Origin of the sequence: Bradyrhizobium sp. WU425 (assembly GCF_021052305.1) — a bacterium.
GTDB classification, from domain to species: domain Bacteria; phylum Pseudomonadota; class Alphaproteobacteria; order Rhizobiales; family Xanthobacteraceae; genus Bradyrhizobium; species Bradyrhizobium canariense_D.
Genome location: NZ_CP088089.1, coordinates 225,333 through 251,590 on the forward strand (window position 1 = coordinate 225,333; position 26,258 = coordinate 251,590).

The 26,258-nt window shown below is 63.7% G+C and carries 28 protein-coding genes; 8 read left to right on the top strand and 20 right to left on the bottom strand.

Annotated elements, in window-relative coordinates:
* Positions 1-5: 5 nt before the first annotated feature.
* Positions 6-542 (bottom strand): L,D-transpeptidase family protein, encoded by a 537-nt coding sequence (locus BcanWU425_RS01055; RefSeq protein ID WP_231189599.1) that lies wholly within the window; start codon positions 540-542, stop codon positions 6-8.
* A 235-nt stretch (positions 543-777) separates the two neighbouring features.
* On the opposite strand from BcanWU425_RS01055, the gene BcanWU425_RS01060 reads away from it, so the two are divergent.
* Both BcanWU425_RS01060 and BcanWU425_RS01065 read left to right on the top strand, forming a co-directional pair.
* Positions 778-1,464: a response regulator transcription factor gene (locus BcanWU425_RS01060; protein ID WP_007598630.1), complete on the top strand. Its 687-nt coding sequence runs from the start codon at positions 778-780 to the stop codon at positions 1,462-1,464.
* Between the two features lie 58 nt (positions 1,465-1,522).
* Positions 1,523-1,966, top strand: coding sequence for a cyclic nucleotide-binding domain-containing protein (locus BcanWU425_RS01065; RefSeq protein ID WP_007598631.1), 444 nt, complete (start codon positions 1,523-1,525; stop codon positions 1,964-1,966).
* Positions 1,967-2,086: 120 nt separating this feature from the next.
* Here the strand turns inward: BcanWU425_RS01065 and xth are convergent, their stop codons facing one another.
* From xth to BcanWU425_RS01130, 13 genes are all read right to left on the bottom strand, one after another.
* Positions 2,087-2,902, bottom strand: coding sequence for an exodeoxyribonuclease III (xth, locus tag BcanWU425_RS01070; protein WP_231189601.1), 816 nt, complete (start codon positions 2,900-2,902; stop codon positions 2,087-2,089).
* 142 nt (positions 2,903-3,044) lie between these two features.
* Complete coding sequence (locus tag BcanWU425_RS01075) at positions 3,045-3,800, bottom strand: outer membrane lipoprotein carrier protein LolA (protein ID WP_018459655.1); 756 nt, start codon at positions 3,798-3,800, stop codon at positions 3,045-3,047.
* 151 nt (positions 3,801-3,951) lie between these two features.
* The gene (locus tag BcanWU425_RS01080; protein ID WP_204512914.1) at positions 3,952-6,426 is read right to left on the bottom strand and encodes a DNA translocase FtsK; all 2,475 of its coding nucleotides are present in this window, start codon (positions 6,424-6,426) and stop codon (positions 3,952-3,954) included.
* Between the two features lie 9 nt (positions 6,427-6,435).
* On the bottom strand, positions 6,436-7,650 hold the full coding sequence (locus BcanWU425_RS01085) for an aminotransferase class I/II-fold pyridoxal phosphate-dependent enzyme (protein ID WP_204512913.1): 1,215 nt from the start codon (positions 7,648-7,650) through the stop codon (positions 6,436-6,438).
* A 310-nt stretch (positions 7,651-7,960) separates the two neighbouring features.
* Positions 7,961-8,365 carry a GFA family protein gene (locus BcanWU425_RS01090; protein WP_204512912.1) on the bottom strand — a complete coding sequence of 135 codons (405 nt, stop codon included), beginning with the start codon at positions 8,363-8,365 and terminating at the stop codon, positions 7,961-7,963.
* Positions 8,366-8,484: 119 nt separating this feature from the next.
* Positions 8,485-10,083 (bottom strand): caspase family protein, encoded by a 1,599-nt coding sequence (locus BcanWU425_RS01095; protein ID WP_039801002.1) that lies wholly within the window; start codon positions 10,081-10,083, stop codon positions 8,485-8,487.
* A gap of 205 nt (positions 10,084-10,288) precedes the next feature.
* A complete protein-coding gene (locus tag BcanWU425_RS01100) occupies positions 10,289-11,737 on the bottom strand; it encodes an ammonium transporter (protein ID WP_018459661.1) in 1,449 nt (482 codons plus the stop codon).
* 38 nt (positions 11,738-11,775) lie between these two features.
* Positions 11,776-12,114: a P-II family nitrogen regulator gene (locus BcanWU425_RS01105; protein ID WP_007598642.1), complete on the bottom strand. Its 339-nt coding sequence runs from the start codon at positions 12,112-12,114 to the stop codon at positions 11,776-11,778.
* Between the two features lie 435 nt (positions 12,115-12,549).
* On the bottom strand, positions 12,550-13,152 hold the full coding sequence (locus BcanWU425_RS01110) for an ATP-dependent Clp protease proteolytic subunit (protein ID WP_204512911.1): 603 nt from the start codon (positions 13,150-13,152) through the stop codon (positions 12,550-12,552).
* Positions 13,153-13,194: 42 nt separating this feature from the next.
* Positions 13,195-13,569 (bottom strand): SRPBCC family protein, encoded by a 375-nt coding sequence (locus BcanWU425_RS01115; RefSeq protein WP_018459664.1) that lies wholly within the window; start codon positions 13,567-13,569, stop codon positions 13,195-13,197.
* A complete protein-coding gene (locus BcanWU425_RS01120) occupies positions 13,566-13,880 on the bottom strand; it encodes an ArsR/SmtB family transcription factor (RefSeq protein WP_018459665.1) in 315 nt (104 codons plus the stop codon). Before BcanWU425_RS01120 ends, BcanWU425_RS01115 begins: the two co-directional genes overlap by 4 nt.
* Positions 13,881-13,921: 41 nt before the next feature.
* On the bottom strand, positions 13,922-15,223 hold the full coding sequence (locus tag BcanWU425_RS01125) for an ammonium transporter (protein ID WP_018459666.1): 1,302 nt from the start codon (positions 15,221-15,223) through the stop codon (positions 13,922-13,924).
* A gap of 125 nt (positions 15,224-15,348) precedes the next feature.
* Positions 15,349-15,687 (bottom strand): P-II family nitrogen regulator, encoded by a 339-nt coding sequence (locus BcanWU425_RS01130; protein ID WP_007598647.1) that lies wholly within the window; start codon positions 15,685-15,687, stop codon positions 15,349-15,351.
* Positions 15,688-15,926: 239 nt separating this feature from the next.
* Here BcanWU425_RS01130 and BcanWU425_RS01135 point away from each other — a divergent pair, with 239 nt between their 5' ends.
* On the top strand, positions 15,927-16,817 hold the full coding sequence (locus BcanWU425_RS01135) for a DUF4339 domain-containing protein (protein ID WP_018459667.1): 891 nt from the start codon (positions 15,927-15,929) through the stop codon (positions 16,815-16,817).
* A 40-nt stretch (positions 16,818-16,857) separates the two neighbouring features.
* Here BcanWU425_RS01135 and tesB read toward each other — a convergent pair whose 3' ends face one another.
* Entirely contained in the window at positions 16,858-17,721 is an 864-nt protein-coding gene (gene tesB, locus BcanWU425_RS01140) for an acyl-CoA thioesterase II (protein ID WP_018459668.1), read from the bottom strand.
* A 139-nt stretch (positions 17,722-17,860) separates the two neighbouring features.
* Between tesB and BcanWU425_RS01145 the strand changes: the two genes are divergently transcribed.
* Entirely contained in the window at positions 17,861-19,081 is a 1,221-nt protein-coding gene (locus tag BcanWU425_RS01145) for a ubiquinone biosynthesis hydroxylase (RefSeq protein WP_018459669.1), read from the top strand.
* A gap of 118 nt (positions 19,082-19,199) precedes the next feature.
* Here the strand turns inward: BcanWU425_RS01145 and BcanWU425_RS01150 are convergent, their stop codons facing one another.
* A complete protein-coding gene (locus BcanWU425_RS01150) occupies positions 19,200-19,397 on the bottom strand; it encodes a Trm112 family protein (RefSeq protein WP_018459670.1) in 198 nt (65 codons plus the stop codon).
* A gap of 61 nt (positions 19,398-19,458) precedes the next feature.
* Positions 19,459-19,989 (bottom strand): TetR/AcrR family transcriptional regulator, encoded by a 531-nt coding sequence (locus BcanWU425_RS01155; protein WP_018459671.1) that lies wholly within the window; start codon positions 19,987-19,989, stop codon positions 19,459-19,461.
* A 106-nt stretch (positions 19,990-20,095) separates the two neighbouring features.
* Between BcanWU425_RS01155 and BcanWU425_RS01160 the strand changes: the two genes are divergently transcribed.
* From BcanWU425_RS01160 to BcanWU425_RS01170, 3 genes are all read left to right on the top strand, one after another.
* Positions 20,096-20,446 (top strand): hypothetical protein, encoded by a 351-nt coding sequence (locus BcanWU425_RS01160; RefSeq protein ID WP_018459672.1) that lies wholly within the window; start codon positions 20,096-20,098, stop codon positions 20,444-20,446.
* A 221-nt stretch (positions 20,447-20,667) separates the two neighbouring features.
* On the top strand, positions 20,668-20,946 hold the full coding sequence (locus tag BcanWU425_RS01165) for a PepSY domain-containing protein (RefSeq protein ID WP_007598654.1): 279 nt from the start codon (positions 20,668-20,670) through the stop codon (positions 20,944-20,946).
* Between the two features lie 45 nt (positions 20,947-20,991).
* Positions 20,992-21,585, top strand: coding sequence for a cytochrome b/b6 domain-containing protein (locus BcanWU425_RS01170; protein WP_018459674.1), 594 nt, complete (start codon positions 20,992-20,994; stop codon positions 21,583-21,585).
* A gap of 231 nt (positions 21,586-21,816) precedes the next feature.
* Here BcanWU425_RS01170 and BcanWU425_RS01175 read toward each other — a convergent pair whose 3' ends face one another.
* Positions 21,817-21,984 carry a hypothetical protein gene (locus tag BcanWU425_RS01175; protein WP_231191005.1) on the bottom strand — a complete coding sequence of 56 codons (168 nt, stop codon included), beginning with the start codon at positions 21,982-21,984 and terminating at the stop codon, positions 21,817-21,819.
* Here BcanWU425_RS01175 and BcanWU425_RS01180 point away from each other — a divergent pair.
* Positions 21,949-24,378, top strand: a complete 2,430-nt coding sequence (locus BcanWU425_RS01180; protein WP_246776217.1) for an EAL domain-containing protein — start codon at positions 21,949-21,951, stop codon at positions 24,376-24,378. The two genes, BcanWU425_RS01175 and BcanWU425_RS01180, sit on opposite strands and share 36 nt — an antisense overlap.
* A 12-nt stretch (positions 24,379-24,390) precedes the next feature.
* Here BcanWU425_RS01180 and BcanWU425_RS01185 read toward each other — a convergent pair whose 3' ends face one another.
* Positions 24,391-25,068 (bottom strand): LON peptidase substrate-binding domain-containing protein, encoded by a 678-nt coding sequence (locus BcanWU425_RS01185; protein ID WP_018459676.1) that lies wholly within the window; start codon positions 25,066-25,068, stop codon positions 24,391-24,393.
* A gap of 31 nt (positions 25,069-25,099) precedes the next feature.
* Positions 25,100-26,023 (bottom strand): thioredoxin, encoded by a 924-nt coding sequence (trxA, locus tag BcanWU425_RS01190; RefSeq protein WP_007598659.1) that lies wholly within the window; start codon positions 26,021-26,023, stop codon positions 25,100-25,102.
* Between the last annotated feature and the right edge of the window lie 235 nt (positions 26,024-26,258).

Here is a 26,258-nt window from a genome sequence, read left to right on the forward strand (position 1 = left end):
TGTCCTCATCCGATGATGATTTTTGTTTTTGGTCCAAGCCGCCGCAGCAATTGTCGCATCGCCGCTTCGGTCATCGAGACGCAGCCTGCGGTGGGGACGAAATTGTCGCGGGCCAGATGCAAGAACACCGCGCTGCCCCGGCCGGCGATCCGCGGCCTCGTATTGTGGTCGATTTCGATGATGAAGTCATAGAGATGGTCGGCCCGCTTGAGCCGGTCGCCGCCCTGCCCCTCGCGGAGGCGGATTCCCTGATTGTAATGACGGTCCTTGGGATCCTCGCACCAGGCGTCCTCGCCGGTGATGATCCGGGCCGGCAGGAAGGTCTGCGGGCGGCTGTGCCGGTCGCCCCGCCACCACAATCGCCTCGGACGGAAGCTGCCCCGCGGGGTGCCGCCATCGCCCTCGCGCTTGTTCGCCAGAATGCCGCCGCGTCCGAGCGCCACCGGAATCGTCAGCGCTCCGGCGGTCAGCCAGCCCCGGCGCGGCTTCCCGGCGGCAGGCTTAACGCGGATCACCGAGAGCGGCCCGGCGCTCCGGTTCATGGTGTAACTAGCTGAAGCAGCTTTATTTTTCATGTGAACGTGCGATGTCGAATTCATTACAGGACATTCATCAAAACGGCCTGCTATTCTAGGTTAGAGTGGTTCTGGCTTGTGAATCGGTAACAGCCCACTACTTCAAGACGAACAACAATAATAACGGCGACCCCTAAACTTCCCTCTCGGCTGGGTGCAGCATGGATGCGCGCCGCGCCGGACCCCAAAAGGATGACCCCCTATGGCCAATGCCCGCAAGATCCTGATCGTGGATGACGATACCGATCTGCGCGATACGTTGGTGGAGCAATTGTCGCTGCACGAAGAATTTGAAGCCTCCGCGGTCGATACCGGCGCCAAGGGCGCGAGCGCCGCGAAGGCCAATGCCCCCGATCTCGTCCTGATGGATGTTGGCCTGCCCGACACCGATGGCCGCGAAGTGGTCCGTTCCTTACGCAAGGGCGGGTTCAAGGCTCCGATCATCATGCTCACCGGGCATGACACCGATTCCGACACGATTTTGGGGCTGGAATCCGGCGCCAACGACTATGTCGCAAAACCCTTCCGCTTCGCCGTACTGCTGGCGCGCATCCGCGCCCAGCTCCGGCAGCACGAAGCCAGCGAGGACGCAGTGTTCTCGGTCGGCCCCTACTCTTTCCGGCCCGGCTCCAAGATGCTGACCGCCGCCAATGCGCGCAAGGTCCGGCTGACGGAGAAGGAAACCGCCATCCTCCGCTTCCTCTACCGGGCCGGCCAGATGCCGGTCTCGCGCGAGACCCTGCTCCAGGAGGTCTGGGGCTACAATTCCGGCGTCACCACCCACACGCTGGAAACCCACATTTACCGGCTTCGCCAGAAGATCGAGAAGGACGCCGCGAACCCGGAAATCCTGGTCACGGAAGCCGGTGGCTACAAGCTGGTGCCGTGATACGCTTCAGGGGCGTGCGAATCGTTTTAGATTGCGTGCCCTTGAGCCCCGGACCTGAATGTCAATCGACGATGATGTAGCGCTTCTCGAGCGTGTCCCGACACTGCGCCTGTTGGGAGACGCTTCGTTGCGCATGCTGGCGATCGGCTCCGAGCAGCGTGACTTCGTCCGCGGCGACGTCTTGTTCAATCTCGGCGACGATGCCGATGCCGGCTTCGTGGTCCAGCGCGGCGCCTTCCGGGTCGACGACGGCGCCGGTGCGGAGATGATCGCAAGTCCCGGTGCGTTGATCGGCGAGCTCGCGCTGATCGTGCCGATGAAGCGGCCGTCGAGCGCGATCGCGATCGAGCACGCCTCCGTCATCCGCGTCGCGCGCAGCCTGTTTCAGCGTGTGCTCGAAAGCGACCCCGCCGCCGCCGTCCGCCTGCGCGACGAATTCGCGGTGCGCTCCAGCCAGATCGCCAGCGATATATTGATGGCGGGTGCGAAGCTGACGTCGTGATGTCGTCCTGGCGAAGGCCAGGACCCGTCATCCCAAATGTTTCTGGCTTGGTGCGATTGCCGATGTCCTCGCGCAACAACGAAGATTGGTGTAATGGGCCTGGCTTTCGCCAGAGCGACATTAAACCTCGAGCGTCACCGTCACCGGCACATGATCCGACGGACGCTCCCAGCTCCGCGCATCGCGCAAAATCTTGAAATCACTCACCGCATCTTTCAGCGCGCGCGAGACCCAGATGTGGTCGAGCCTGCGGCCGCGGTCGCCGACAGTCCAATCGGCGGAGCGGTAGCTCCACCACGTGTAGACCTTTTCCGACATCGGAATGCGATCGCGCGCGACATCGACCCATTCGCCGGCGGCGAGCGCGGCTTGCAGCTTCTCGGTTTCGATGGGCGTGTGCGACACCACTTTCAGAAGCTGCTTGTGCGACCAGACGTCATTCTCATGCGGGGCAACGTTGAGATCGCCGACCAGGATGTGGCGATCCTCGCCGCGCGGATGCAACGGCTCGCACGCCTTCATCTCGTCGAGGAAGCGGAGCTTGTGATCGAATTTCTCGTTCAGCGCGGGATCGGGAATGTCGCCGCCGGCGGGCACGTAGAAATTATGCACCACCAGGGGTTTCGCGATCCCGGCCCTCTCACCGAACGACACCGAGATGTGGCGTGAATCCACCTTGTCGCAGAAGGTGCGGATGTCCTTCGAGTCGAACGGAATCTTCGAGACGATGGCGACGCCGTGATAGCCCTTCTGTCCGTTCAACGCGACATGCTCGTAGCCGAGCCGCTTGAAGCGCTTCAGCGGAAAAGCGTCGTCGATGCACTTGGTCTCCTGGAGACACAGCACGTCCGGCCGCGCGCTCTTGAGAAATTTTGCGACCAGATCGATGCGCAGCCGCACCGAATTGATGTTCCAGGTTGTCAGGGAAAAACGCATGAGATTGATCTAACAAACTCCATCCGTCATGGCCGGGCTTGACCCGGCCATCCACGCCTTTTGTAGGTCCAGATTGTAGGTCCAGAACGTGGATGCCCGGGACAAGCCCGGGCATGACGATCGTCGCAGCAGCGAGTAAGTCTCAGCCCGGCGACGGGCCGTAATTGGTAAAATCGATCTTGAACATGCCGGGATCGAGCTTCTTGCTCGTATCCAGATTATAGACCGCGATCGTGGTGTCGTAGCCCTGCGGGTCGGTGACGGTCCACTGCTTCAACTGGCCGTCCTTGGCGCCGAACATCAGCAAGAGGCGACTGGTGCCGACCAGCGCCTGCTTCTCCTCGATGGTGACGCTGACGAAGACGTCGTCGGCCGAGACGTTGACGACGTTGGTGTCCTTCATCAGGTCGATGCGGTCGGACAGCAGGAAACGCAGCGGTGTCTGTGACAGCGGATAGACGTCCTGCGTCGCGAGCTTGCGGTCGCGCACCACCAGCGACGATCCGTCGGCGACGATGTCGATCGGGCTCGGCGCGTCATATTCGAAGCGCACCTTGCCCGGCTTCTGGATGTAGAAGTCGCCTTGCGTCTTGCTGCCGTCGGGGCCGACCTGGACGAAATTCCCGACCAGCGTCGACAATGACGACAAATAGGCGCTGACCTTGGCGGCCTGGGCCTTCTGGTTCGCATCGAAGGTCTGGAAGATGCTGCTCGGCACGTTGCGGCGTGGATCCGGAATCACCGGATTGGGCGGCGTCTGGGTCGCGCCGGTGACCGCGGGCCCTCCAACGGCCGGACCGCCGTCGCGGCCCTTCGGTGCAGGCTTCGGCACGGGAACGGTCTGCGCGAACGACGCCGTGATCACCATCGCGGCGGTGACGAGAATTACGCCGGCCATGCGCGCGCTCCGCGCGGCGACAATGGCAGCGAATCGAATGTCCGGATGTCTGATCAACGCGTCGTCCTGTGTGGCTGGGCGCCCTTTTAGCGTGATTTCGGCCAAAAGCAGATAACGTTTTTGCGTGAATGATGGTTTGAGGCGGCTCGCCTCACATATGGCTGTCTTCTTCCTCGACCAGAATCTCGCGCTTGCCGGCGTGGTTGGCGGGTCCGACGATGCCCTCCAGTTCCATGCGCTCCATCAGCGATGCGGCGCGGTTATAGCCGATCTGCAGGCGGCGCTGGATGTAGCTGGTAGAGGCCTTACGGTCGCGTTTGACGATCGCAACAGCCTGCGAGAACAAATCGCCGCCGCCATCCGCGCCCATGGCGGACGCGTCGAACACCGCGCCGTCCTCGTCTTCGCTGGGTTCTTCGGCCGTGACGGCTTCGAGATATTCCGGCTGTCCCTGCGTCTTGAGGTGGCGCACCACCTTCTCGACTTCCTCGTCCGACGCGAAAGGTCCGTGCACGCGGCTGATGCGACCGCCCCCGGCCATGTAGAGCATGTCGCCCTGGCCGAGCAGCTGCTCGGCACCCATCTCGCCGAGAATCGTGCGGCTGTCGATCTTGGACGTCACCTGGAAGGCGATGCGGGTTGGGAAGTTCGCCTTGATGGTACCGGTGATGACGTCGACCGATGGACGCTGCGTTGCGAGGATCACGTGCAGGCCGGCGGCGCGCGCCATCTGCGCGAGGCGCTGCACCGCGCCTTCGATGTCCTTGCCGGCAACCATCATCAGGTCGGCCATTTCGTCGACGATGATGACGATGTAGGGCAGCGGGTCGAGCGAGAGCTTCTCTTCCTCGTAGATCGCCTTGCCGGTTTCCTTGTCGAAGCCGGTGTGCACCGTGCGCGTCGGCTCTTCGCCCTTGGCCTTCAATTCGAGCAAGCGCGTGTTGTAACCGTCGATGTTGCGCACACCGAGCTTGGCCATGTTCTTGTAGCGCTCTTCCATCTCGCGCACGGCCCATTTCAGCGCGACCACCGCCTTCTTCGGGTCGGTCACGACGGGCGTGAGCAGATGGGGAATGCCGTCATAGACGGAGAGTTCGAGCATCTTCGGATCGACCATGATCAGGCGGCACTGGTCCGGGCGCAGCCGGTAGACCAGGCTGAGGATCATGGTGTTGATGGCGACCGACTTGCCGGAGCCGGTGGTACCGGCGATCAGCATGTGCGGCGTGCGTGCGAGGTCGATGATGACGGGATCACCGCCGATGGTCTTGCCGAGGCAGAGCGGCAGTTTCGCAACCGAATCGACAGTCTCCTTGGCGACCAGCAGCTCGCGCAGATAGACCTTTTCGCGATGCGCGTTCGGCAGCTCGATGCCGATGGCGTTGCGGCCCGGCACGACGGCGACGCGCGCCGACAGCGCGCTCATCGAACGGGCGATGTCGTCGGAAAGTCCGATCACGCGCGACGATTTGATCCCCGGCGCCGGCTCCAGCTCGTACAGCGTGACCACGGGACCCGGATGGGCCTTCACGATCTCGCCGCGAACGCCGAAATCCTGCAGCACGCCTTCGAGCGCGCGCGAATTGGTTTCCAGCTCGGCCTTGCTGAGCGGCTGGCGATCGCCGGCCTTGGGCGCGGCCAGCACCGACACGGACGGAAGCTCGAACTTGTCGGAAGATTTCTTGGAAGCAGCCTTTGGAGCAGCCTTCTTGCGCGGCGCGCGCGCGGCGGGCTCCTCCTCCTCTTCCTCCTCGTGGTCTTCTTCGTGCTCGTCCTCGTCGTGCTCGTCTTCGGACTGCGGCGAGATCGGCGGCGCGGCGCGGCCGCCACCGAGCTTCGGCTCCTGACGGCTGAAGGCAACGGCCTTGGTCTTCGGTCCGCTCGAGACCAGCGAGCGGTAGGCCGCGCCAAGCAACCAGATCAGCCGTGCCTTCGTGCTCATCAAGGCGTGGAACAGCCAGCCCAGCGATACCGAACCGCGATCGCTCTCCTCGTCCAGGTCGAGCGGCTTGTCATCGTCCTCGATCTCAGCGAGTTCGTCGTCATGCTCGCGTGCGCCGAGGCCGCAGGCGATCAGGAAGGTCGCCGCCATCGCGGCGAACAGGATCGTGCCGAGCACGATGCGATAGATCATGCCCGGCGGTCCGAAGATCACCGCGGGCGCGCGAACCAGGGCATCGCCGACCACGCCGCCGAGGCCTGTCGGCAGCGGCCATGCGCCGCCATGTGGCCAGCAGCTGACGAAGCCCGCCGCGATCACCGTGCAGAGAATCCAGCAGCCGAGCCGCAGCGCCTCGCGGTCGAACGGGCGATGGGTCAGCATGCGCCAGCCCCAGACCGCGACGGTCAGGACCAGCATGATCGCGCCGAGCCCGAGGATCTGCATCGCAAGGTCGGCGCCGATCGCGCCGGCATAGCCGAGAATATTGCGGATCGGCCGCGACGTTGCGTGGCTGAGGCTGGGATCCTGCACTGACCAGGTCATCAGCGCCGCCGAGGCGACGCCCGACAATGCGATCAGGCCGAGACCGCTGAGCTCGCGCACGCGCCGCGCCAGCCCCTCGCGGATCGAGGGCGGCAGATGGCTGACCAAGGGAATGACACGTTCGATTGTCGACATGCTCATGGGCCCCGCCTAACCCAGAGTCTCGACCAGGCGGTGCAGCGCCTGCGCCGTGGTCTCGCCATCCTGCACCAGCGCAAGGCGAATGTAGCCTGCGCCGGGATTGAAGCCGTCGGGCTGGAGCCGCGCCAGATAGCTGCCGGGCACCACGCGCACGCCTGCTTCCTTGAAGAGTTTCAGGCACACAGACACATCGTCGCCGATTTCGGACGTGTTGAGCCAGACGCAGAAGCCGGCATCGGGCCGGCGATAGCCGTAACGATTGCCGATGATCTGGTCGGCGAGATCGAACTTGATGCGGTAGAGCCTGCGGTTCTCCTCGACATGCGCCTCGTCGCCGTAAGCAACGGTCGCGACATGCTGCAACGGGACCGGCACCTGCGGCGCCGCGATGTTGCGCAATTCGAGGAACATGCCGATGAGTTTTTTGTCGCCGGCGGCGAAGCCGACGCGCAGGCCCGGCAGGTTCGAGCGCTTGGACAGCGACTGGAACGCGACCACGCGGGTGAAATCAGGGCCAGCGCATTCGAGCGCGCTGCCGGGCGCTTCGCGGGTGTAGATCTCCGAATAGCACTCGTCGCTGAGGATCACGAAGCCGTAGCGGTCGGCGAGCTGCTTCAGGCGAATGAAATAATCGCGCGAGGCCACCGATCCCTGCGGGTTGGCGGGCGAGGCCAGATAGAACGCCACCGTGCGCGCCAGCGTCGCCTCGTCGATGGCGTCGAGATCGGGCAGGAAGCCGTTCTCGGCGGTGGTCGGCAGGTAGACCGGCTCGCAAGCAGCGGCGCGGGCGCCGGCGCCATAGACCGGATAGAACGGGTTCGGCATCAGGATCGCGGGCTTGCCGGGACGCGGGCCGACATAGCGCGCAGCCGCGATGGCGGCGAGGAACAGCCCCTCGCGGCTGCCATTGAGGACGAGAATCTCGCTCTCGGGATTGAGCGGTCGCGGCAGCCTGAAGCGCGACGACAGCCAGGCGCCCGCGGCCAAGCGGAACGGGTCGGTGCCCTTGTTCGCGGGGTAACGGCCGAAATCGGCGATGTGCTTGGCCAGTACCGGGCCGACGAAATCAGGCACCGGATGCTGCGGCTCGCCGACGGCAAGCGAAATCAAAGGCTTGCCGGGCTGATGCGGTGCCAGCAGCTCGTTCAGCCGGACGAAGGGAGAGCGTTCGCTATCGGAGCTTCCACTGTCCTGCGGCGCACGGGATGAAGCGGTCATAGCCATTCTGGACGCCAGCACTCTTGGAACAGCCGGTCGCAGCACGGCGCCGACGGGAAGCGGTTCAGTTCACCATAGATAGGGCGAGGTTAAGACGCGATTAACCATCGGTCGCCGCCTCGGTCCAGAGCAGGAATAATGAGGCCACGGGCGGCTCTCGGAGCTGGTCATGCCATTGCGAGAGGGTGGACGTCTTGGCGATGTCATGGCCGGGCCTGTCCCGGCCACCCACGGCCTTTCCGACGGCGTCCAAGAACGTGGATGCCGGGACAAGCCCGGGCATGACGGCTTATGACGGCTTTGGCGGATAGGCGCCCTAATGCCCCGGCAGCTTCTCGAATGTCGCCATGCCCGCGGGGATCGCGTGGAAGTCCTGCTTGTCGCAGGTGTAGATCGCCATCTGCGGATGGAACTGCGCAGGCTCGTCCAGCGTGCCGGCCTTCAGGATCGCCGCCGGCAGGCCGGGAACCTTGGTCACCAGATGGGTCCCGCATCGAGCGCAGAATTCGCGCGTGACGGCGCGTTCGAGGTCCTTGCGCGCGAATTGCTTGGGTTGCCCGGCGATGTAGCTGAAGCCAGCCGCCGGCATCGCGATGAAGGTGTTGGGCGCGCCGCCCGAGATGTACTGGCACTCGCGGCAATGACACTGCGCCTGCATCATCGGGTCGCCCTCGGCGACATAGCGCACTTCGCCGCAATAGCATCCGCCTTCCAAACGCATGACGACCTCCCGATTGTTGTTTCTTGTGGTCGATATTTCTGCGCGGGCGGTGTGGAATGGCAATCTTTTTCTTTCGCCTGGACGGACCAAGACAGACCTCCTGCAGCCGGTTCGTGCATCTATCTCTTGGCAAGTCCGCAGCCGTTGAATCCCCGGCCGCGCCAGCACCCGCTGCTCATGCACTCGGCTTCCAGCCGGGGACAAGCGGTTGAAGCGCAATCCGCGCGGCCACCCATACCGACGCATGCCGTGGCGCACCTGCTTCGCATGAACGAACAGCTCATGCCGCTTCCGGTCTGCCGCGGTTGCCCTGCTCCGGCCTGATCTGGCGGCAGCACGGCCGTCTTGTCCTCGCGCTTGGGCGCCCGCTTCGAATCAGGTTGGCCCGGACTTGCAGCGGGGCTCTGTGTCGTCAGCTTGGAGAGTTCCATCCGACACGGTCGGCTGGTATCGGTGCGGACGCCGGCGCCGGTGGTTCCTTTCAGCTCGAGTGCGAGCTTGTACTGATAGGGCGCGCCGGCTGTGCGGCGCAGCGGATCCTTCTCGCCAATCAGCCCGTTGACGGTGACAGTCGCGCTGCCATCCGCTTCAATCTTCCCGTCATAGATTGTGGCACCGGGCTTGCCCTCTTCCCCGGAGAGAGTGTGCAGCACGCCATCCTTGACGCGCAGGGCATACTGGAAATAGGCCTCGGGAAATGGGGGCTTGTTCTCGCAAGTCTCCTTCGCGATCCAGGTTCCATCGAATGCGGTTACGCGCTTGGCGGTGTCTGATGGTTTCGCCAAGGTCTCGACGCGCGATTTCGCCAGATCTGCGAACGCGCAGGCCGGGAAGCGTGCGAGGTGATCCTTGAATGCCGCGAGCGTTCCCAGCGCTTCCGCGCTACGCCAATGGTCTCCGGCCTCCGCGCAGGGATCGACCTGAGGCGTCGCAGGCGACAACGCCGCCGTCTCGGGCTTGCCGTTCAGGTAGAACTCGCCGAAGAACGACAGCGACAGCTCCGGTACTTGCGAGCCTTTGGAGCGCTGGTAGACGCCGGCGCTGATCGTCTGAAATACCGTGTTGACGTTGCCCTTGTCGCCGATGTGCTCCAGGAACGCGCTGGTGTAGGGGCTGTTGCGGCCGCTGCCGTCGTCGGCGGTCCGGCCGGCCTGTGTCGCGTAGGAAATGATGGTGCCCTCGGGACTTTCCATCTTGGCAAGGCCGCGTGAGACGGTGACGCCACGGCCCTGTCCGACGTTTCGCCGCAACTCGTCGGCAAATGGATTGTCGCGGCAGGCGTCGAGCACGAGGATGCGCAGGTTCTTGGCCTGCTGCAGATCCGCCAGGATCTCGTCGGCGCGCACCAGACGGCGCAGATCGACCTCGTCGCGAACGACGGCATCGACAGGCACCAGATAGTTGACGCCGGCGAACTGGAGCGCGTGCCCACTGTAATAGAACAGGGCGACATCGGCGCCGCGGGCCTCACGCGCGAAGCGAAGAATGGTGTCCTGCATGGCGGACTGGTCGAGGTCGGTCGTGACAACAGGATCGAACCCCGATCGCTTGAGGGCCGCGCCGACATCGGCCGCATCGTTGGTCGGATTGGCGAGCGGGGGAACGTTTCGGTAAGCGCCGTTGCCAATCACCAGCGCGACGCGCTTGTCCGCGCGGGCATCGAGGCTCGACAAAGCGAGCAACAGGAAACACCAGACTAGGCAATAGGGCAGACGCATGAAATCCTGCTCCAAACGGGGAGCATGATATTCAGCAAGCTCGCAGCAATGCAATTTAACTTATGACGGCCCAGCGGCACGGGACCAAAAAGAAAGGGGCTCCAACTTGCGCTGGAGCCCCTCAACGGTCGGGACATTGCCGGGTATGTGCCCCAAACCGTAGTTGTGAGCGCGACCTCCGAGGAGGCCGCGCCCGGGAGGAGACTTACATGTTGTAGGCGCGCTCTGTGTGCTCGGTGATGTCGAGGCCTTCACGCTCGCTCTCGACATTGGCGCGGAGGCCAACGATCACATCGACGACCTTGTAGAGAATCGCCGAACCGATGCCCGACCACACCAGCGTGGTGCCGACGCCCCAGACCTGGGAGATCATCTGCGCCGCGAAGTCGTAATCGGCAACCTTCGGCGGGATCGCGGTGTAGTCGATGATGCCCGCACCACCCAGCGCCGGATTGACGAGGATGCCGGTGCCGAGGGCGCCGATGATGCCGCCGACGCAGTGCACGCCGAACACATCGAGGGAGTCGTCGTAGCCGAGCGCGTTCTTCACGACGGTGCAGAAGAACAGGCAGACCACGCCGACCACGAGGCCGAGGACGATCGCACCCATCACGCCGGAGAAGCCGGCGGCAGGCGTGACGGCCACGAGGCCCGCGACAGCGCCGGAGATGACGCCGAGCACCGACGGGTGACCCTTGATGATCCACTCCGCGAACATCCACGACAGCGCGGCGGCTGCGGTGGCGACGAAGGAGTTGGTCATGGCGAGGGCTGCGCCGCCGTTGGCTTCGAGGTTGGAGCCGGCGTTGAAGCCGAACCAGCCGACCCAGAGCAGCGAGGCGCCGATCATCGACATCGTCAGCGAGTGCGGAGCCATCAGCTCCTTGCCGTAGCCGACGCGCTTGCCGATCAGCAGGGCGCCGACGAGGCCTGCGATGCCGGCGTTGATGTGCACCACGGTGCCGCCCGCAAAGTCGATCGCGCCCTTCTTGAAGATCCAGCCTGCGTCGGCGTTGATCTCATCGAGCTTGGCCTGCGCTGCGGTCTTCGCCGCGCCATCAGCCGCAGCAGCCAGAGCCTTGGCTGCGTCCTGGATCATGTCCGGGCCGGGCCAGTACCAGACCATGTGCGCGATCGGGAAGTAGATCAGCGTGACCCAGAGCGGGACGAAGAGCGCGAGCGCCGCGAACTTCATGCGTTCGGCGAAGGCGCCGACGATGAGGGCGGGCGTGATCGCCGCGAAGGTCATCTGGAAGCACATATAGATGAGCTCCGAGATGTTGGCGTCGACCGAGAAGGTCGCGGCCTTCGAGTCGGTGGTGACGCCCATCATGAAGGCCTTGGAGAAGCCGCCGATGAAGTCGGAACCGCCGGTGAAGGTGAGGCTGTAGCCGTACACGGCCCAGATCACGGTGACGACGCAGACGGTGTAGAACACCTGCATCAGGACGGAGAGCATGTTCTTGGAACGGACGAGGCCGCCGTAGAACAGCGCGAGGCCGGGGATCGTCATCAACAGCACGAGCACTGTCGATGTCAGCATCCAGGCGTTGTCTCCCTTGTTGACCGTTGGCTCGGCGTAGGCTGCGGTCGCAGCGAACAGGCCGACTGCGAGAGCCGCCAATCCCGCGCCATAGGGACGCTTAAACGTCATTTCATTTACTCCTGATTGAATTTTGATTGAGCGCGAAATCAAAGGGCCGCAGCATCGGCCTCGCCGGTGCGGATGCGAACCGCATGGTCGAGATTGATGACGAAGATCTTGCCGTCGCCGATCTGTCCGGTTTTCGCGGCGGTCGTGATGGCGTCGATGGTCTTGTCGACCTGGTCGGAGGCGACAGCGACCTCGATCTTGATCTTGGGCAGGAAGCTCACGGCATATTCGGCGCCGCGATAGATTTCCGTATGGCCCTTCTGGCGGCCATATCCCTTGACTTCCGTCACCGTGAGACCGTGAACGCCGATGGCGGTCAGGGCGTCACGGACTTCTTCCAGCTTGAATGGCTTAATAATCGCCATAACAATTTTCATGGGTCCTATCCCCGCTTGGGCCCGGTCCGGACGTGGCCGGGCGCTTCTCGACTGGTTCGCCACGAGGGAGAAAGTTCACTACGCGGGCACAGCCAGGACCCTTAGAATCAAATGCCGTGCCAGATCGGGCGTGTTGCCTAACGGACTATGAAAACGGGTGTTTTCGCGTTTGACGCGTAGTGCCGTGCAGTGCGCCATTACGCCGCGCTCAATACCTGACCATGCCTGATTAAAATACAGGCACGACAGGCTGTCGACACATTGGTGCTCACACGTAGGGCAGCAGAAAGGTATTTCCGTAAGGCGCGCGCCTATTGCAGGGCTTGTCGTGCCGCGAAATATCGGGCCCGTCGCACTTGTGCTCACGGAATGCGCGCAACCGGCCAACCTGCTTGAGCGGGCGAGGCTTGCCGGACGGGTCCCCGGCAGGGACCGTCAGGCGGCGCTGCGTTCCGCGAAGACCCGGTCGATCAGGCCCCAGTTGACCGCCTGCTGCGCGGTCATGAAATGGTCGCGGTCCAAGGTCCGTTCCACGTCCGGTTCGGGGCGCCCGCAATGCTGGGCATAGAGCCGGATGATGCGCCGCTTGGTTTCCTGCATTTCGGTGGCGTGGATCAGGATGTCGGACGCCTGGCCCTGAAAGCCGCCGAGCGGCTGATGCACGTGAAGGCTCGCATTGGGCAGGGCGGCGCGGTGACCGGGCTCGCCGGCCATCAGCAGAAACGAGCCCATCGAGCGCGCGGTGCCCATGCACAGCGTATGCACCGGCGCCTTGATGAATTGCATGGTGTCGTACATCGCAAGGCCGCTGGTGACCACGCCGCCATAGGAATTGATGTAGAGATTGATCGGCTTGTTCGGATTCTCCGCCTCCAGAAACAGGAGCTGCGCGCAGACCAGTCCGGACATCGCATCATTGACCTCGCCATTGAGGAAGATGATGCGCTCGCGCAACAGGCGCGAATAGATGTCGAAGGATCGCTCGCCGCGGGCGGATTGTTCGACGACCATAGGGACGAGCTGAAGCATGTCGCGCATCGGCGACCTCCATTTTCTGCGGGTGATGAAGTGGTGTTGGTGTCAGGCGGCCGCGCGCATCAGGCAGCCATTGCTGTTGGCCGGCTGCGGCAGCTTCATACGGATCTCGCAGGCTTGCTGGATGATGCGAAAGCGGGTGCCGCCATCCTCGTTCGGCTCGATCCGGAAGATGACATGGCTTTCGCGAAACGGCGGTTCGGAATCGCGCAGCCGGTAGCGCACCTCCTGGCCCGGGATCGCTGATTCCGGCTCGGCGCCCGCAAGATCGCAATCCGGCAACCAGCGCTCGCGCAAAGCCGGAATGGTCACCGCGCGCCAGACCTTGGCCGGCGGCGCATCGAATTCATATTCGAGCACCAGGTCTGTTTTGAGCGCCAAGTCTGCGTCGGAGGGATCAGGCTTCACGGCGTCGCTCATTGATCCATCTCCTTCAAGAGATCGGCGAGGGCATCCATGCGTTTCGGCCAATAGGCGCGGTAGCGCGCAAGCCAGGCCCCGATCGCGGAGATTCCTTCGGGATCGACTTCGTAATTCACAAAGCGGCCCTGCCGCTGTTCGCGCACCAGGCCCGCGCCGCGCAGCACCGCGAGATGCTGCGACATCGCCGGTTGGCTGATCTCCAATCCGTCGCGCAAGGCGCTGGCATTCAGGCTTCCGCCGGCAAGCTTCTCAAAGACCTTGCGGCGGGTCGGGTCGGCCAGCGCTTTGAAGATGTCGGCTTCGATCATGGCGACACATAAGCATACGCTTATGTGTTGCGCAAGCCCAATTACTGCAGCGCCTCGCCGTGCTGCGAAATATCCAGCCCCTCGAGTTCGTGCTCGCGGGAGACCCGCAACGGCACGAACAGACCGACCAGCTTGAGCAGGACGAAGCTCATGCCTGCCGACCAGACGAAGGTGACGGCGACCCCGTAGAGCTGGATAAGAAGCTGCTGCGGATGGCCTTCGAGCAGGCCGGCGGTGCCGCCGATCGCGCTCGTTGCGAACACGCCGGCCAGCAGGGTCCCGGTCATCCCGCCGATGCCGTGGACGCCGAACACGTCGAGCGAATCGTCATAGTCGAAGCGGTGCTTCAGCCAGGTGCAGGCCCAGTAGCAGACGAGGCCTGCGATCACGCCGATGACGATGCCGTGCCAGGGCGCCACGAATCCCGAGGCCGGCGTGATGGTGCCGAGGCCGGCCACCGCGCCGGAGATCATGCCGAGCACGGACGGCTTGCGCCGCGTCGACCATTCGATCGCGCCCCAGGTCAGCGCGCCGGAGCAGGCTGCGAGATGGGTCGCGATGATCGCCATCACCGCGCGAGAATTGGCTGCGCCCGCCGAGCCGCCGTTGAAGCCGAACCAGCCGACCCACAACAGGCCGGTGCCCATCACCGCGAGCGACAGATCGAATGGCGAGAGATTTTCCGTGCCGTAGCCATGACGGCGTCCCATCACCTTCGCCGCGACGAGGCCGGCGGTGCCGGCCGACAGATGCACCACGAGGCCGCCGGCGAAATCCAGCACGCCCATTCCGGCGAGGAAGCCGCCGCCCCACACCCAATGCGCGAGTGGAATGTAGACGAAGATGAACCAGGCCACGGAAAAGAGGAGATAAGCGGAGAACCGCATCCGGTCGGCCACCGCGCCCGCGACCAGCGCCACCGTGATGATCGCAAACGTCATCTGGTACAGCATGAACAGCGCTTCCGGGATCGTCTTCGCCGCCGGGTTGACGCTGTCCATGGTCATACCGGAGAGAAACCAGCGGTCGAGCGTGCCGATCCACGGGCCGTCGCCGACGAAGCACAACGAATAGCCGAACGCGACCCAGAGAATGGAGATGATCGTCACTGCGGCGAGGCTCTGCGCCATGGTGGCGAGGACGTTCTTCTTGCGCACCATGCCGGAATAGAACAGCGCGAGCCCCGGGATCGTCATCATCAGCACCAGCGCGGTGGCGACGATCATCCAGGCGGTGTCGGCAGTGTTGATCTCGGAGCCCGCGGCACGCGCCGGCGAAGCCATGATCGACCCAAGCCCGATCGGCGCGGCGATAGCAGCCGCGCGGCGCAACAATCCCGCCATGTCGTTTCCCCCAGCTATTGATTGTGTCGCACGCCGTGGCGCCGTTGCCCGGTGCGATCGAAGAAGAGCGTTGTCGAGCGAAGCGGTTACCGGTTCGCGAAAAGAAAACGCGTCAAAGCAAAAATCTAGAGCGCGTCGCTGTCGGTCTCGCCGGTGCGAATGCGGGTCGCGTGATCGATCGGCGTGACGAAGATCTTGCCGTCGCCGATCTGGCCGGTGCGCGCGGTCGCGGTGATGACCGCGACGGCCTTCTCGGCGATATCGGAGGCAACCGCGATCTCGATCCGCAGCTTCGGCAGGAAATTCACGACATATTCGGCGCCGCGATAGATCTCGGTGTGGCCCTTTTGGCGGCCATAGCCCTTCACTTCGGTCACGGTCATGCCGTGGACGCCGATCGCCGTCAGGGCCTGACGGACCTCATCGAGCTTGAAGGGTTTGATGATCGCGACGACGAGTTTCATGGTCAGGCCTATTCCCCGGGATGCGCCGCGCCGTATGTCCCCGGCGCAGCGTCAATCTGGCATCTTTCCGGGCAAATGGCATAAAAAACTTGCAGATTGAAGCGGAAAATCGTTGGGCCATGTGAACGGCCGCCTCTGTACAGGGCAGCCGTTCATCCTCCACAATGCGTTTTTGGCATGGATGCGATGAAACCCAAGCGTCGCGGCCGGTACAAAACTATGTTCGAGGGGGACGCTTCATGGCGAGTTGGTTCTACGCATCCGAGGGCAAGCAGCAGGGGCCCTATCCGGAAGGGCAATTCCGTGACCTCGTCGCCCAGGGAGTCGTGCGTCCGGATACGCTGGTGTGGTCGGACGGCATGGCCGGCTGGCAGAAGGCGGCCGAAATCCCCGGCCTGATCGGCGGGGGCGGTGCGCCCCCGATGATGCCGGCTGGCGGCCCGCCGATGATGGGCTCCGGGGGCTACGGCGGCGGTGGCGCCGGAGGATCGCTGGCGGTCGATTTCGGCATCCTCGAGTTCACCTGGCGCAGCATCGTGATGCTGATCGGCATGTGCTTCATCATCCCGGTGCCGTGGGTGTTCGTCTGGTACACGAAATGGATCGTGTCCTGCGTGAAGGTCCCCGGGCGGCCCAATCTCAGCTTCACCGGCAATGCGATGGCGCTGGTGCCCTGGTATTTCGGCTTCATCGTTCTGGCGGTCGTGATCGGCTACATCGGCGTTCCCTTGCTGAGCAATTTGCTGTTCATCGCCCAGCTCGTTCTGTACTGGCTCCTGATCAAATGGATGGTCGCGAATCTCGCCTCCAATGGGCAGCCGCTCGGCCTGAGCTTCACCGGCACGGTTTGGGCCTATGTCGGCTGGAGCCTGCTGTTCGCGATTTCCATCATCACCATCATCGGCTGGGCCTGGGTCGCCGCGGCTCAGATGCGCTGGTTCTGCCGCAGCATCGAAGGCACGCGGCGCGAGATCGTGTTCAACGGCAGCGGTCTCGGGATTCTCTGGCGGGGCATCGTGGCCGCATTCCTGTGCGGCTTCATCATCCCGATCCCGTGGGTCTATCGCTGGATCATGAACTGGTTCGCGTCGGAGACGGTTCTGGCTCCGCGGGGATCGCTCCGGGCCTGACCTCGAAAGGCACAAGCGCGATCGATCGTGCTTGTGCCTCTTAGGCTCTCCGTTCGCGCACCGAGCCTTCCTGCGCGACGGAGGCCACCAGCGTGCCGTCAGGCTTGAAGATCGAGCCGCGGGTCAAGCCGCGGCCGCTTCGCGCGCTCGGCGAATCCTGTGCGTAGAGCAGCCATTCGTCGGCGCGGAACGGACGGTGAAACCACATCGCGTGGTCGAGGCTCGCGGGCATCATGCGCTTGTCGAACAGGGTGCGGCCGTAGCGCGCCATAATCGCATCGAGCAGCGAGAAGTCCGACGCATAGGCCAGCGCGCACATGTGCAGCGCCGGATCGTCCGGCAGCGTTGCCGCGGTCTTGATCCAGACATGGATGCGGCCGTCCTCGATCCTCTCACCGAAATAACGGCCGAGCTCGACCGGGCGCAGCTCGATCGGACGGTCGGATTCATAATAGCGGCGGATGAACTCCGGCATCTCCTTGAACATCGGCTGCTTCGCGACTTCCTCCGCCGTCAGCTTTTCCGGCGGCGGCACGTCGGGCATCTTGTCCTGATGATCGAACGCGCTCTCTTCCTCCGCGTGGAACGACACCATGATCGAGAAGATCGCGTTGCCATGCTGGATCGCGGTGACGCGTCGCGTCGAGTAGCTCTTGCCGTCGCGCAGGCGCTCGACCTGATAGATGATCGGGATCTGCGGATCGCCCGGCAGGATGAAATAGCAATGCAGCGAATGCGGCAGCCTGCCCTCGACGGTGCGGCACGCTGCAACCATCGCCTGTCCGATCACCTGGCCGCCGAACACCCGCTGCCAGCTGGTCTTCGGACTGTTGCCGCGGAACAGATTCACCTCGAGTTGTTCGAGGTCGAGGATCGAGATGAGGTCGATCAGGCTCTTGGACATGGATTTCAGCTTTCGCCTTGCCGCCCCGGGGTTCGCTGCTCCGGATCGACACAATGGGGGCTATCCGCCCTTGTTTCACCGCACTGTTTCGCCCACCTCAAGTCTGCTAGCAAGGCCAGGATTTAGCCGGGAATTGGGTATGTCGGTACAGGGTAGCATTGTCATCGGTGGCGGCGCGTTTGCGGGCCTGGCGCTGGCCCTGGCGCTGCGCCAGGGGCTCGGCCCCGAGATCCCCGTCATCGTCGCCGACCCCGCGCTCTCCACACGTCCGAGCCGGGACCCGCGCGCGACCGCGATCGTGGCCGCCTGCCGCCGCCTGTTCGAGGCGATCGGCGCCTGGGACGACGTCAGGGGCGAGGCGCAGCCGATCCTCGACATGATTGTCACCGATTCCAAGCTGGAAGACGCCACCCGTCCGGCGTTCCTCAACTTTGCCGGCGACGTCGCGCCGGGTGAGCCCTTCGCGCATATGGTCGAGAACCGCCGCCTCATTGATGCGCTGGTGGTGCGCGCCGAGGCCGAGGGCATCGATCTCCGCGCGACCACAGTGTCGTCTTACGACGCGCGGGCCGAAGGTATCGACGTGACGCTCGGTGATGGCAGCGTGATTGCAGCGAGCCTCCTGGTTGCGGCCGACGGTGCGAAGTCGAAACTGCGCGAGCGCGCCGGCATCGCCACCCACGGCTGGGAATATGATCAATCCGGCATCGTCGTCACTGTCGGCCATGAGCGCGATCACGAAGGCCGCGCCGAAGAGCATTTTCTGCCGGCGGGTCCGTTTGCTATCCTGCCGCTTTCGGGCAAGCGCTCCTCGCTGGTATGGACCGAGCGCCGCAGCGAAGCCGCGCGTATCGTTGCGTTGAGCGATGGGGAATTTCACGGCGAGCTCGAGCAGCGCTTCGGCCTGCATCTCGGCGAGGTGAAGGCGCTCGACAAGCCGCGCGCGTTTCCGCTGTCCTATTTCGTCGCACGCTCCTTCATTGCCCAGCGCCTCGCGCTGGTCGGCGATTCCGCCCACGTCATCCACCCAATCGCGGGCCAGGGTCTCAACATGGGGCTGAAGGACGTCGCCGCGCTGGCCGAGGTCGTGGTCGATGCCGCGCGGCTCGGCATGGATATCGGCGGCGTCGACGTGCTCGAACGTTATCAGCGCTGGCGCCGCTTCGACACCATGGCCATGGGCGTTGCCACCAACTCGCTGAACTTCCTGTTCTCCAACCAGTCCACCTTGCTGCGCACCGTCCGCGACATCGGCCTCGGCCTCGTCGATCGCGCCCCGCCGCTGAAGAATCTTTTTATCCGCCAAGCCGCGGGTTTGACCGGTGAGATACCGCGGCTGTTGAAGGGCGAGGCGCTGTAGGATTTTCGGTAGCCCGGATGGAGCGCAGCGTATTCCGGGGCCGCTGCGTCATACGAGGAACCCCGGATTTCGCTGCGCTCCATCCGGGCTACAAGTCTCTCATCGGGCCACAAGTCCCTCAATCGATCTTGCGGGCCTCTTCCGGCAGCATGATCGGGATGCCATCGCGGATCGGATAGGCGAGCTTGGCGCTGCGCGAAATCAGCTCCTGCTTTGCAGCATCGAACTCCAGCGGACCCTTGGTCAGCGGGCAGACCAGAATCTCCAGCAATTTGGGATCGACGCTGGCTTCGGGGCGTTCGGTGGGCGCGTTCATGGGGGTCTCCGACGGTCGGTTGCCTCTAGCATAAAAAATCGTAGCAGCCCATCGCGTCGCCTCAAGCGGCAACCATCCGCAGAATCTCGTCGAGCAGGCCCTCAAGCCGCGCGGCCGGCGCTGGCGGGCCCGACAGGGCGAAGCCGAGAAACGTCCAGTACAGGATTTGCGCGCGGGCTCGCGCTGTCGCCGCCTCGAACCCACGCTTCCTCAGCAGCTCCTCGATATAGTCGAGCCTGCGCCGGTCGATGGCACGCACCGCCGTTTGTGCCGCCGCATCGAAGGCCGCCCAGTTCCGCACCGCGCGCTCGAGGTCGAGCCGCGCGCCAAAAGTCCTGCGCAGCAGCGCTTTCAGCGGCTCGTCGCTGTCCGCCTCGACATCGGCGATGATCTGCTCGGCCGCGATCTCGCGCCAGCGCTTCAAGAGAGCAGCATGGAATGCGCCGAGATCGGCGAAATGCCAATAGAAGCTGCCGCGCGAGACCCCCATGGCTTTTGCCAGCGGATCGGCCTTCAGCGCGGTGAAGCCGTCTCGCGCGAGCGCCTTCAGTCCCTGTTTGATCCAGTCGTCGGCGGTCAGCTGTTCGGCCATGTCGGGTTCCGGATGCAAACATACACTAGTGTATTGACAGCCGGCAGGCCAGCGCCTATCCCACCATACATAACTGTATGGACCATATTTGCAGGGAGCTTTGACGATGCGTGATCTCTTGCTCCAGTGCGCCGGGGTCTTGACCATTGCCGTGGCCCTCATTCATGGCATTCTCGGCGAGACCAAGGTCTTTGCCCGCGCCCGCATCGAGCCGGAGCGGCTCCGCACCCTGATCCGCCTGGTCTGGCAGGCCTCGACCGTCGCCTGGATCGGCGGCGGTGTGCTCCTGATCGCGGCGCCCTGGATGCAATCGGAGCCAGCGCGTCACTGGATCGTCGTCACCATGGCCGGTGTGTTCGGCTTCTCCGCTCTCGCCAACGCATGGGCCACAAGCGGCCGGCATTTTGGATGGATGGCGCTCACCGCCGTCGTCGTCATGGCGGTTGCTGGCTACTGAGCTTGCGCGTCGGGATCAGCCTGCTGTCAAACCGTGAGACGTAAGGCCGCAGTGTCGTCTCAAATGCGCGCTGCATACGGAGAGCGCTGAACTTTTTCGGATCGTTAGAATAACTCTAAAGCGAACTGGCCGCGAACCGCATTGACTTCATCATGTGCTTTGCTTCCTTCGGTCCCGCTTCGCCTGCCGGCGCAGCGCCCACGACAGAAGAGGAGACGTTCGTGAAGGTTATTCGTGTTGTTGCCGTTGCATTGACGATCGGGATTGGCATGGGATCGGCAGCCTTGGCCGATGGTTTCAAGGACTGCACCAAGCTCGACAAGGCGTCGTGGAAGCCGGCGAGCGACGCCGAAGCCAAGGCCAAGGCGCTCGGCTACGAGGTGCGGCGCTCCAAGATCGAAGGCTCGTGCTACGAGGTCTACGGCGTCAAGGAAGGCAAGCTTTACGAGCTGTTCTACAGCCCAGAAGATCTCAGCCTGAAGCACACGATTGCGAAGTAGACCGCGCGAAGTGTCTGCGCAATGCTACGCCTGAGTGGTCCTCGCTTGATCGAAGAAACGGTGCCGCACGCTCGCGGGGGGTCCGACCGGACCCCCGCGGATCGAACCGCCGCGCGGACAGTCGCGGTCTGGGACCTCCCGCTGCGGCTCTGGCACTGGGCGCTCGCGGCTTGCGTTCTGGCCGCGTGGTTCACGCCGACCGTCTATGACCGACTTCACCGCATCGTCGGTTATGCCGTACTCGGCCTTCTTGCGTTCCGTCTGGTCTGGGGTTTTTGGGGAAGCCGCTATTCGCGCTTTCGCATGGTCGGCGTCAGGCTTCGGGCCGCGCCGGGTTATCTCTGGAATCTGCGCCGCGGCATCACCGGCCGCTATATCGGTCTCAATCCAGCCGGCACGTTGATGCTGGTGGCGCTGCTGGTCTCGCTGGCGGTCTCGACGATCACGGGCGCGATGTCGGTGACCGTGACCTTTTTCGGTGTCTGGTGGGTCGAGGACACTCACCATTATTCATCCGACGCGGTCATCGTCCTGATCGTGCTGCACGTCTTGGGCGTGCTGATGATGGGGCGTCTTCAGCGCGAGAATCTGATCAGCGCGATGATCACTGGACGTAAGCGCATCCGTCATCACCTCTAGAGCACTATTGGTTCTGATTGTGTCAGAACCGAAGCTTCGGTTCGGCGCGTCTCCTCCCCCGCCAATCGGTGTCGCCTTCCTCCGCTCCAGGCCTCGCTGCCGGTTCCAGAGTGCTCTCGGTTGGCTCTACGACCGGTGGCGCGCATTGTCCTGCGCGGGCGCCCGCCAGATTTCAAATTGCACTGACCACGTTAAGCAACCAATAAGCATGCAATCAGGCGTTGCACAAAATTAACGCGAAGGCGGATTAGCACGGACACTATCGGCAATATCCACGATGGAGCGGCTGGGATGTTTCGGGTTTTCGCTTGCCTTGCCGTCGAGCACGATTGGCGGCTTGTCCTGCTCGCCGGTCTGGTCTGCTTGCTCGCGAGTAGCGTCGCGGTCAGTATCTTTCATCGTGCGATCGTGGCGCCCGCAAGAACGCGGTTGATCTGGATCGGGATTGCCGGCGCTGCCATCGGATATGGGATCTGGGCAACGCATTTCGTCGCGATGCTCGCCTACGAACCCGGCGTTACGACCGGTTACGGCATCGTACTGACGGCGCTTTCGCTTGCTACGGCAATGCTGTTGACGTCGGGCGGCTTCGGCATTGCGGCCGGCTATTCCGGCCGGTGGCGCGCCGCGGCAGGCGGTGTCGTCATTGGCGGCGGCATCGCCAGCATGCACTATCTCGGAATGTGGGCACTTGAAGTGCCGGGCCGCGTCACCTGGTCGCTGGATCTGGTGTTTGCCTCGGTCATTCTGGGCATGTGCCTCGGCTGTGCCGCCCTCGTTGTTGCAGTCAGGTACAAGAACTCCTGGGGCGCACTGTTGGCGGCAGTCCTGCTGACCCTTGCTATCGTCTCGCATCACTTCACGGCGATGGGTGCCGTGCAGATCGTTCCAGATCCGACGCGTTCAACCGACAGTCTGTCGCTTTCGCCGACTTTCCTCGCTCTCGCCATCGCCGGCGTGGCACTATCTGTACTTGGGATGAGCCTGATCGGCGTACTCGCCGACCGCCGCCTGGCAAGTAGAACCAGCAAATTCGAGGAGATCATCAGCCAGCTTTCGATCGCCCGGCAGCAGCTCGAAGGCTCGCAGAGAGAGTTGCAGGATCAGACGCTCAGGCTGGACACCGCGATCAACCACATGGTTGAGGGCCTTTGCATGTTTGACGCCAAGAAGCGGCTTGTCGTCTGCAACGAGCGCTACGCCCGACTCTATCGGCTGCCGCCGGAACTGCTGCGGACGGGGACGTCGCACACCGACATCATCAGGCATCGCATCGTGAACGGAATCCTCAAGGGCGATCTCAGCGAGGGGGCTGCCGAGCAATTCATCTCGAAGCTGGCCGCGCTGCCGTTCGATGCGGTCTCAAGCAGGATCGACGAGTTTGCCGACGGTCGGTTGATCTGCGTGACGCGGCAGCCAATGGCCGGTGGCGGATGGGTTGCCACACATCTCGATGTGACCGAGCAGCGCCGGTCTGAGGCCAAAATCACTCATATGGCGCAACATGACGCGTTGACCGATCTGCCCAACCGCGTGCTGCTCAGGGAGCGGATGGAGCATGCCATCGCAGTTACTCGCAACGGTGGCGTCGACTTGGCCGTGCTCATGCTCGACCTCGACCGCTTCAAGGAAGTCAACGACACGCTTGGACATCCGGCGGGGGATTCCCTGCTCCGCGCCGTCGCCGCGCGCCTGCGCGAATGCACCACCGAAACCGCGTTGATCGCTCGACTGGGCGGCGACGAGTTCGCAGTGATCGATTACGTCACCAATCCAGCCGTGGAGGCTGCCGGCCTGGCCGAGAGCATCGGAAGGGCGCTTTGCGAGCCCTTCGATCTCGGCGATCACCGGGTCACGGTCGGCACCAGCATCGGAATCGCCATCGCGCCGCGCGATGGCAGCGATTCCGACGTGATCATGAAGAGCGCGGATCTCGCCCTCTACTCCGCCAAAAGTGGCGGACGTGGCGCATACCGCTTCTTCGAGCCGGAACTCGACGAGCTCATGCACGCGCGACGCAACCTGGAGCACGATATGCGGGATGCCCTTGCCGATCGTCAGTTCGAGCTCCACTATCAGCCGTTCGTCAGCGCCGCTACCGGCGAGACCCGCGGCTTCGAGGCCCTGCTCCGCTGGCATCACCCACAGCGAGGACTGGTCACGCCGAGCGAATTCATCCCGCTTGCGGAGGAGACAGGCCTTATCGTGCCGCTGGGAGAATGGGTCTTGCGGACCGCCTGTGCGGAAGCCGCCAATTGGCCTGCGCATGTCAGGATCGCTATCAACCTATCTCCCGCTCAATTCAGGAGCAAGGAACTCGTTGCTGTCATTGTCGGCGCGCTGGCGAGTTCGGGAGTGGCGCCACACAGGCTCGAGCTCGAGGTCACCGAGACGGTGATCATGCACGATAGCGAGGCTGCTTTCGCGGTGCTCGGACAATTGCGCGAGCTTGGCGTGCGAGTTGCCCTGGACGATTTCGGCACCGGCTATTCGTCTCTGAGCTTTCTGCAGAGATTCCCGTTCGACAAAATCAAGATCGACCGCAGTTTCGTCAGCGAACTATCCAGCCCGAGCGCAGAGGCGCACCATCTTGCGCGGGCAGTGGTTCGTTTTGCTGTCAGCCTCGGCAAGATAACGACCGCCGAAGGCGTCGAAACGAAAGAGCAGCTGGACATCCTCCGTGAGGAAGGCTGCGTCGAAACACAAGGCTACTATTTCAGCCGGCCGATGCCTGCATCCAGCATCACCAGCATGCTGCGGCGAGGTGCCGAAGCGGCCTACCACGCTGCATGAGCATTCCTACCCTCACTGCAGCGGCGGATCGCCGCTGGTGCGCTTCTTCGCGAGGTCCATCTCGGTCACCGCGATCAAAATTTCGGCGCGGGTCTTCAGGTCGGGCGCTTCCAGCATCGCCTGCTTCTCGGCCACGCCATAGGGCGACATCATCGCCAGCGCGTTGACGAGTGCTTCGTTGGGAGCGGTCTCGACGCCCTCCCAGTCAACCTTGAGGTTGTTGGCCTTCAGAAAGTCCGCCAGCACCGTCAGCAGTGCTTCGCGATCGACCTCCTCCTCGCCCATGCGCGGCGTGAAGTCGTCGACGAAGGCAAAGAAATCCACCTTGCACTGCCGGTAGGCGGTGAGAACCTCAAGCTCCTCGACGACCTTGAAGCGCGAGACACCGGTGAGCTCGAGGATGTAGCGGCCGTCGCCGGATTCCGCGAGCTGGGTGATGCGGCCGACACAGCCGACACGGAACAGCGCCGGCTTGTCGGAATTCTTGGGCGAATGCGCGATGTCGGGCTGGATCATGCCGATCAAGCGATGGCCGTCGCGAAAGGCATCGTCGATCATCGCGAGGTAGCGCGGCTCGAAGATGTTGAGCGGCATCTGCCCGCGCGGCAGCAGCAGCGCGCCCGGCAGCGGAAACACCGGAAGGATCTCCGGAAGGTCGGCCGGCCCGCGATATTCGATGTTGATCGGCATCTGCCGGGTCCCCTGGCCTTGCCAGCGCGCGTCAGGAAAACAGGATGATCGACAAGCGCTTGCGTCCCTCGACGGTTGCATCGTCCGTGCCGCCCCAGGCCTCGAAGAACTGTACCAGCTGCTTGCGGGCGCCGTCGTCGTTCCATTTGCGGTCGCGCTTGACGATCGCGAGCAGCTGCTCGGTGGCCGCTGCCCGGTTGCCTTGCGCGTTGAGCGCGATCGCGAGGTCGAATCGGGCCTGATGATCGAGCGGGTTTGCGGCGACTTTCTGTTCCAGCTCGGCGACGGGCCCGAGCTGCTCCGCCTGCTCGGCCAGATCGATCGCGGTCTGCACGGCTTTCACAGCCGGGTCGTTGCGCTTGGATTCCGGGACCATGGCGAGCGTCTGCTTGGCCTGCTCCATCGCGCCGGAGACGGCGTAGCATTTCGCGAGCCCGGCGAGGGCCGCAATGTTGGTCGATTCGAGCTGCAACACCTCCGCGTAGATCTGGGCGGCCGCGGCGGCATCGCCCTCTGCGAGCACGGCCTCGGCTTCCTGGAGGATCTCCGCGATATTCGGCTCACCCGGCGCGGTCACGCCCTTGGTCAGCTTCTCGATGAAGGCGTTGAGCTGGCTCTCCGGGACCGCACCCATGAAGCCGTCGGCCGGCTGGCCGTTGACGAAGGCGATCACCGCCGGAATCGACTGGATGCCCATCTGGCCCGGGATCGCCGGGTGCTGGTCGATGTTCATCTTGACCAGCTTGACCTTGCCCTTGGCGGCCTTGACCGCTTTTTCCAGCAAGGGCGTGAGCTGCTTGCAGGGGCCACACCACTCCGCCCAGAAGTCGATCAGCACCGGCTGGCGCTTCGATTCCTCGATGACGTCCTTCACGAAGGTCTGGGTAGTCGTGTCCTTGATCAGATCGGCGGCAGCCGGGCCCGCTGCTCCGTTACCCTGGTCGATGATCGTCACGGGATCCCCTCGTCTGATGTCTGGAATTGGCGGGTCTTTAGCACGTCGCCAATTCATATGCTTCGCTGTTGGCCCTAAATTGGGCCGGGACGGCCGAATTTCAATCCGTGTGGGCCGATTCGCCGGTTCCGGAGCCTTTTTTGGGGCATTTGGCCGCGTTCGGGTCCATATCGGGCCTCCGATTGCGCATCTATGCCGCCGGTAGCTGTTGCATTCCCCTCCCGCTTTTGGCATA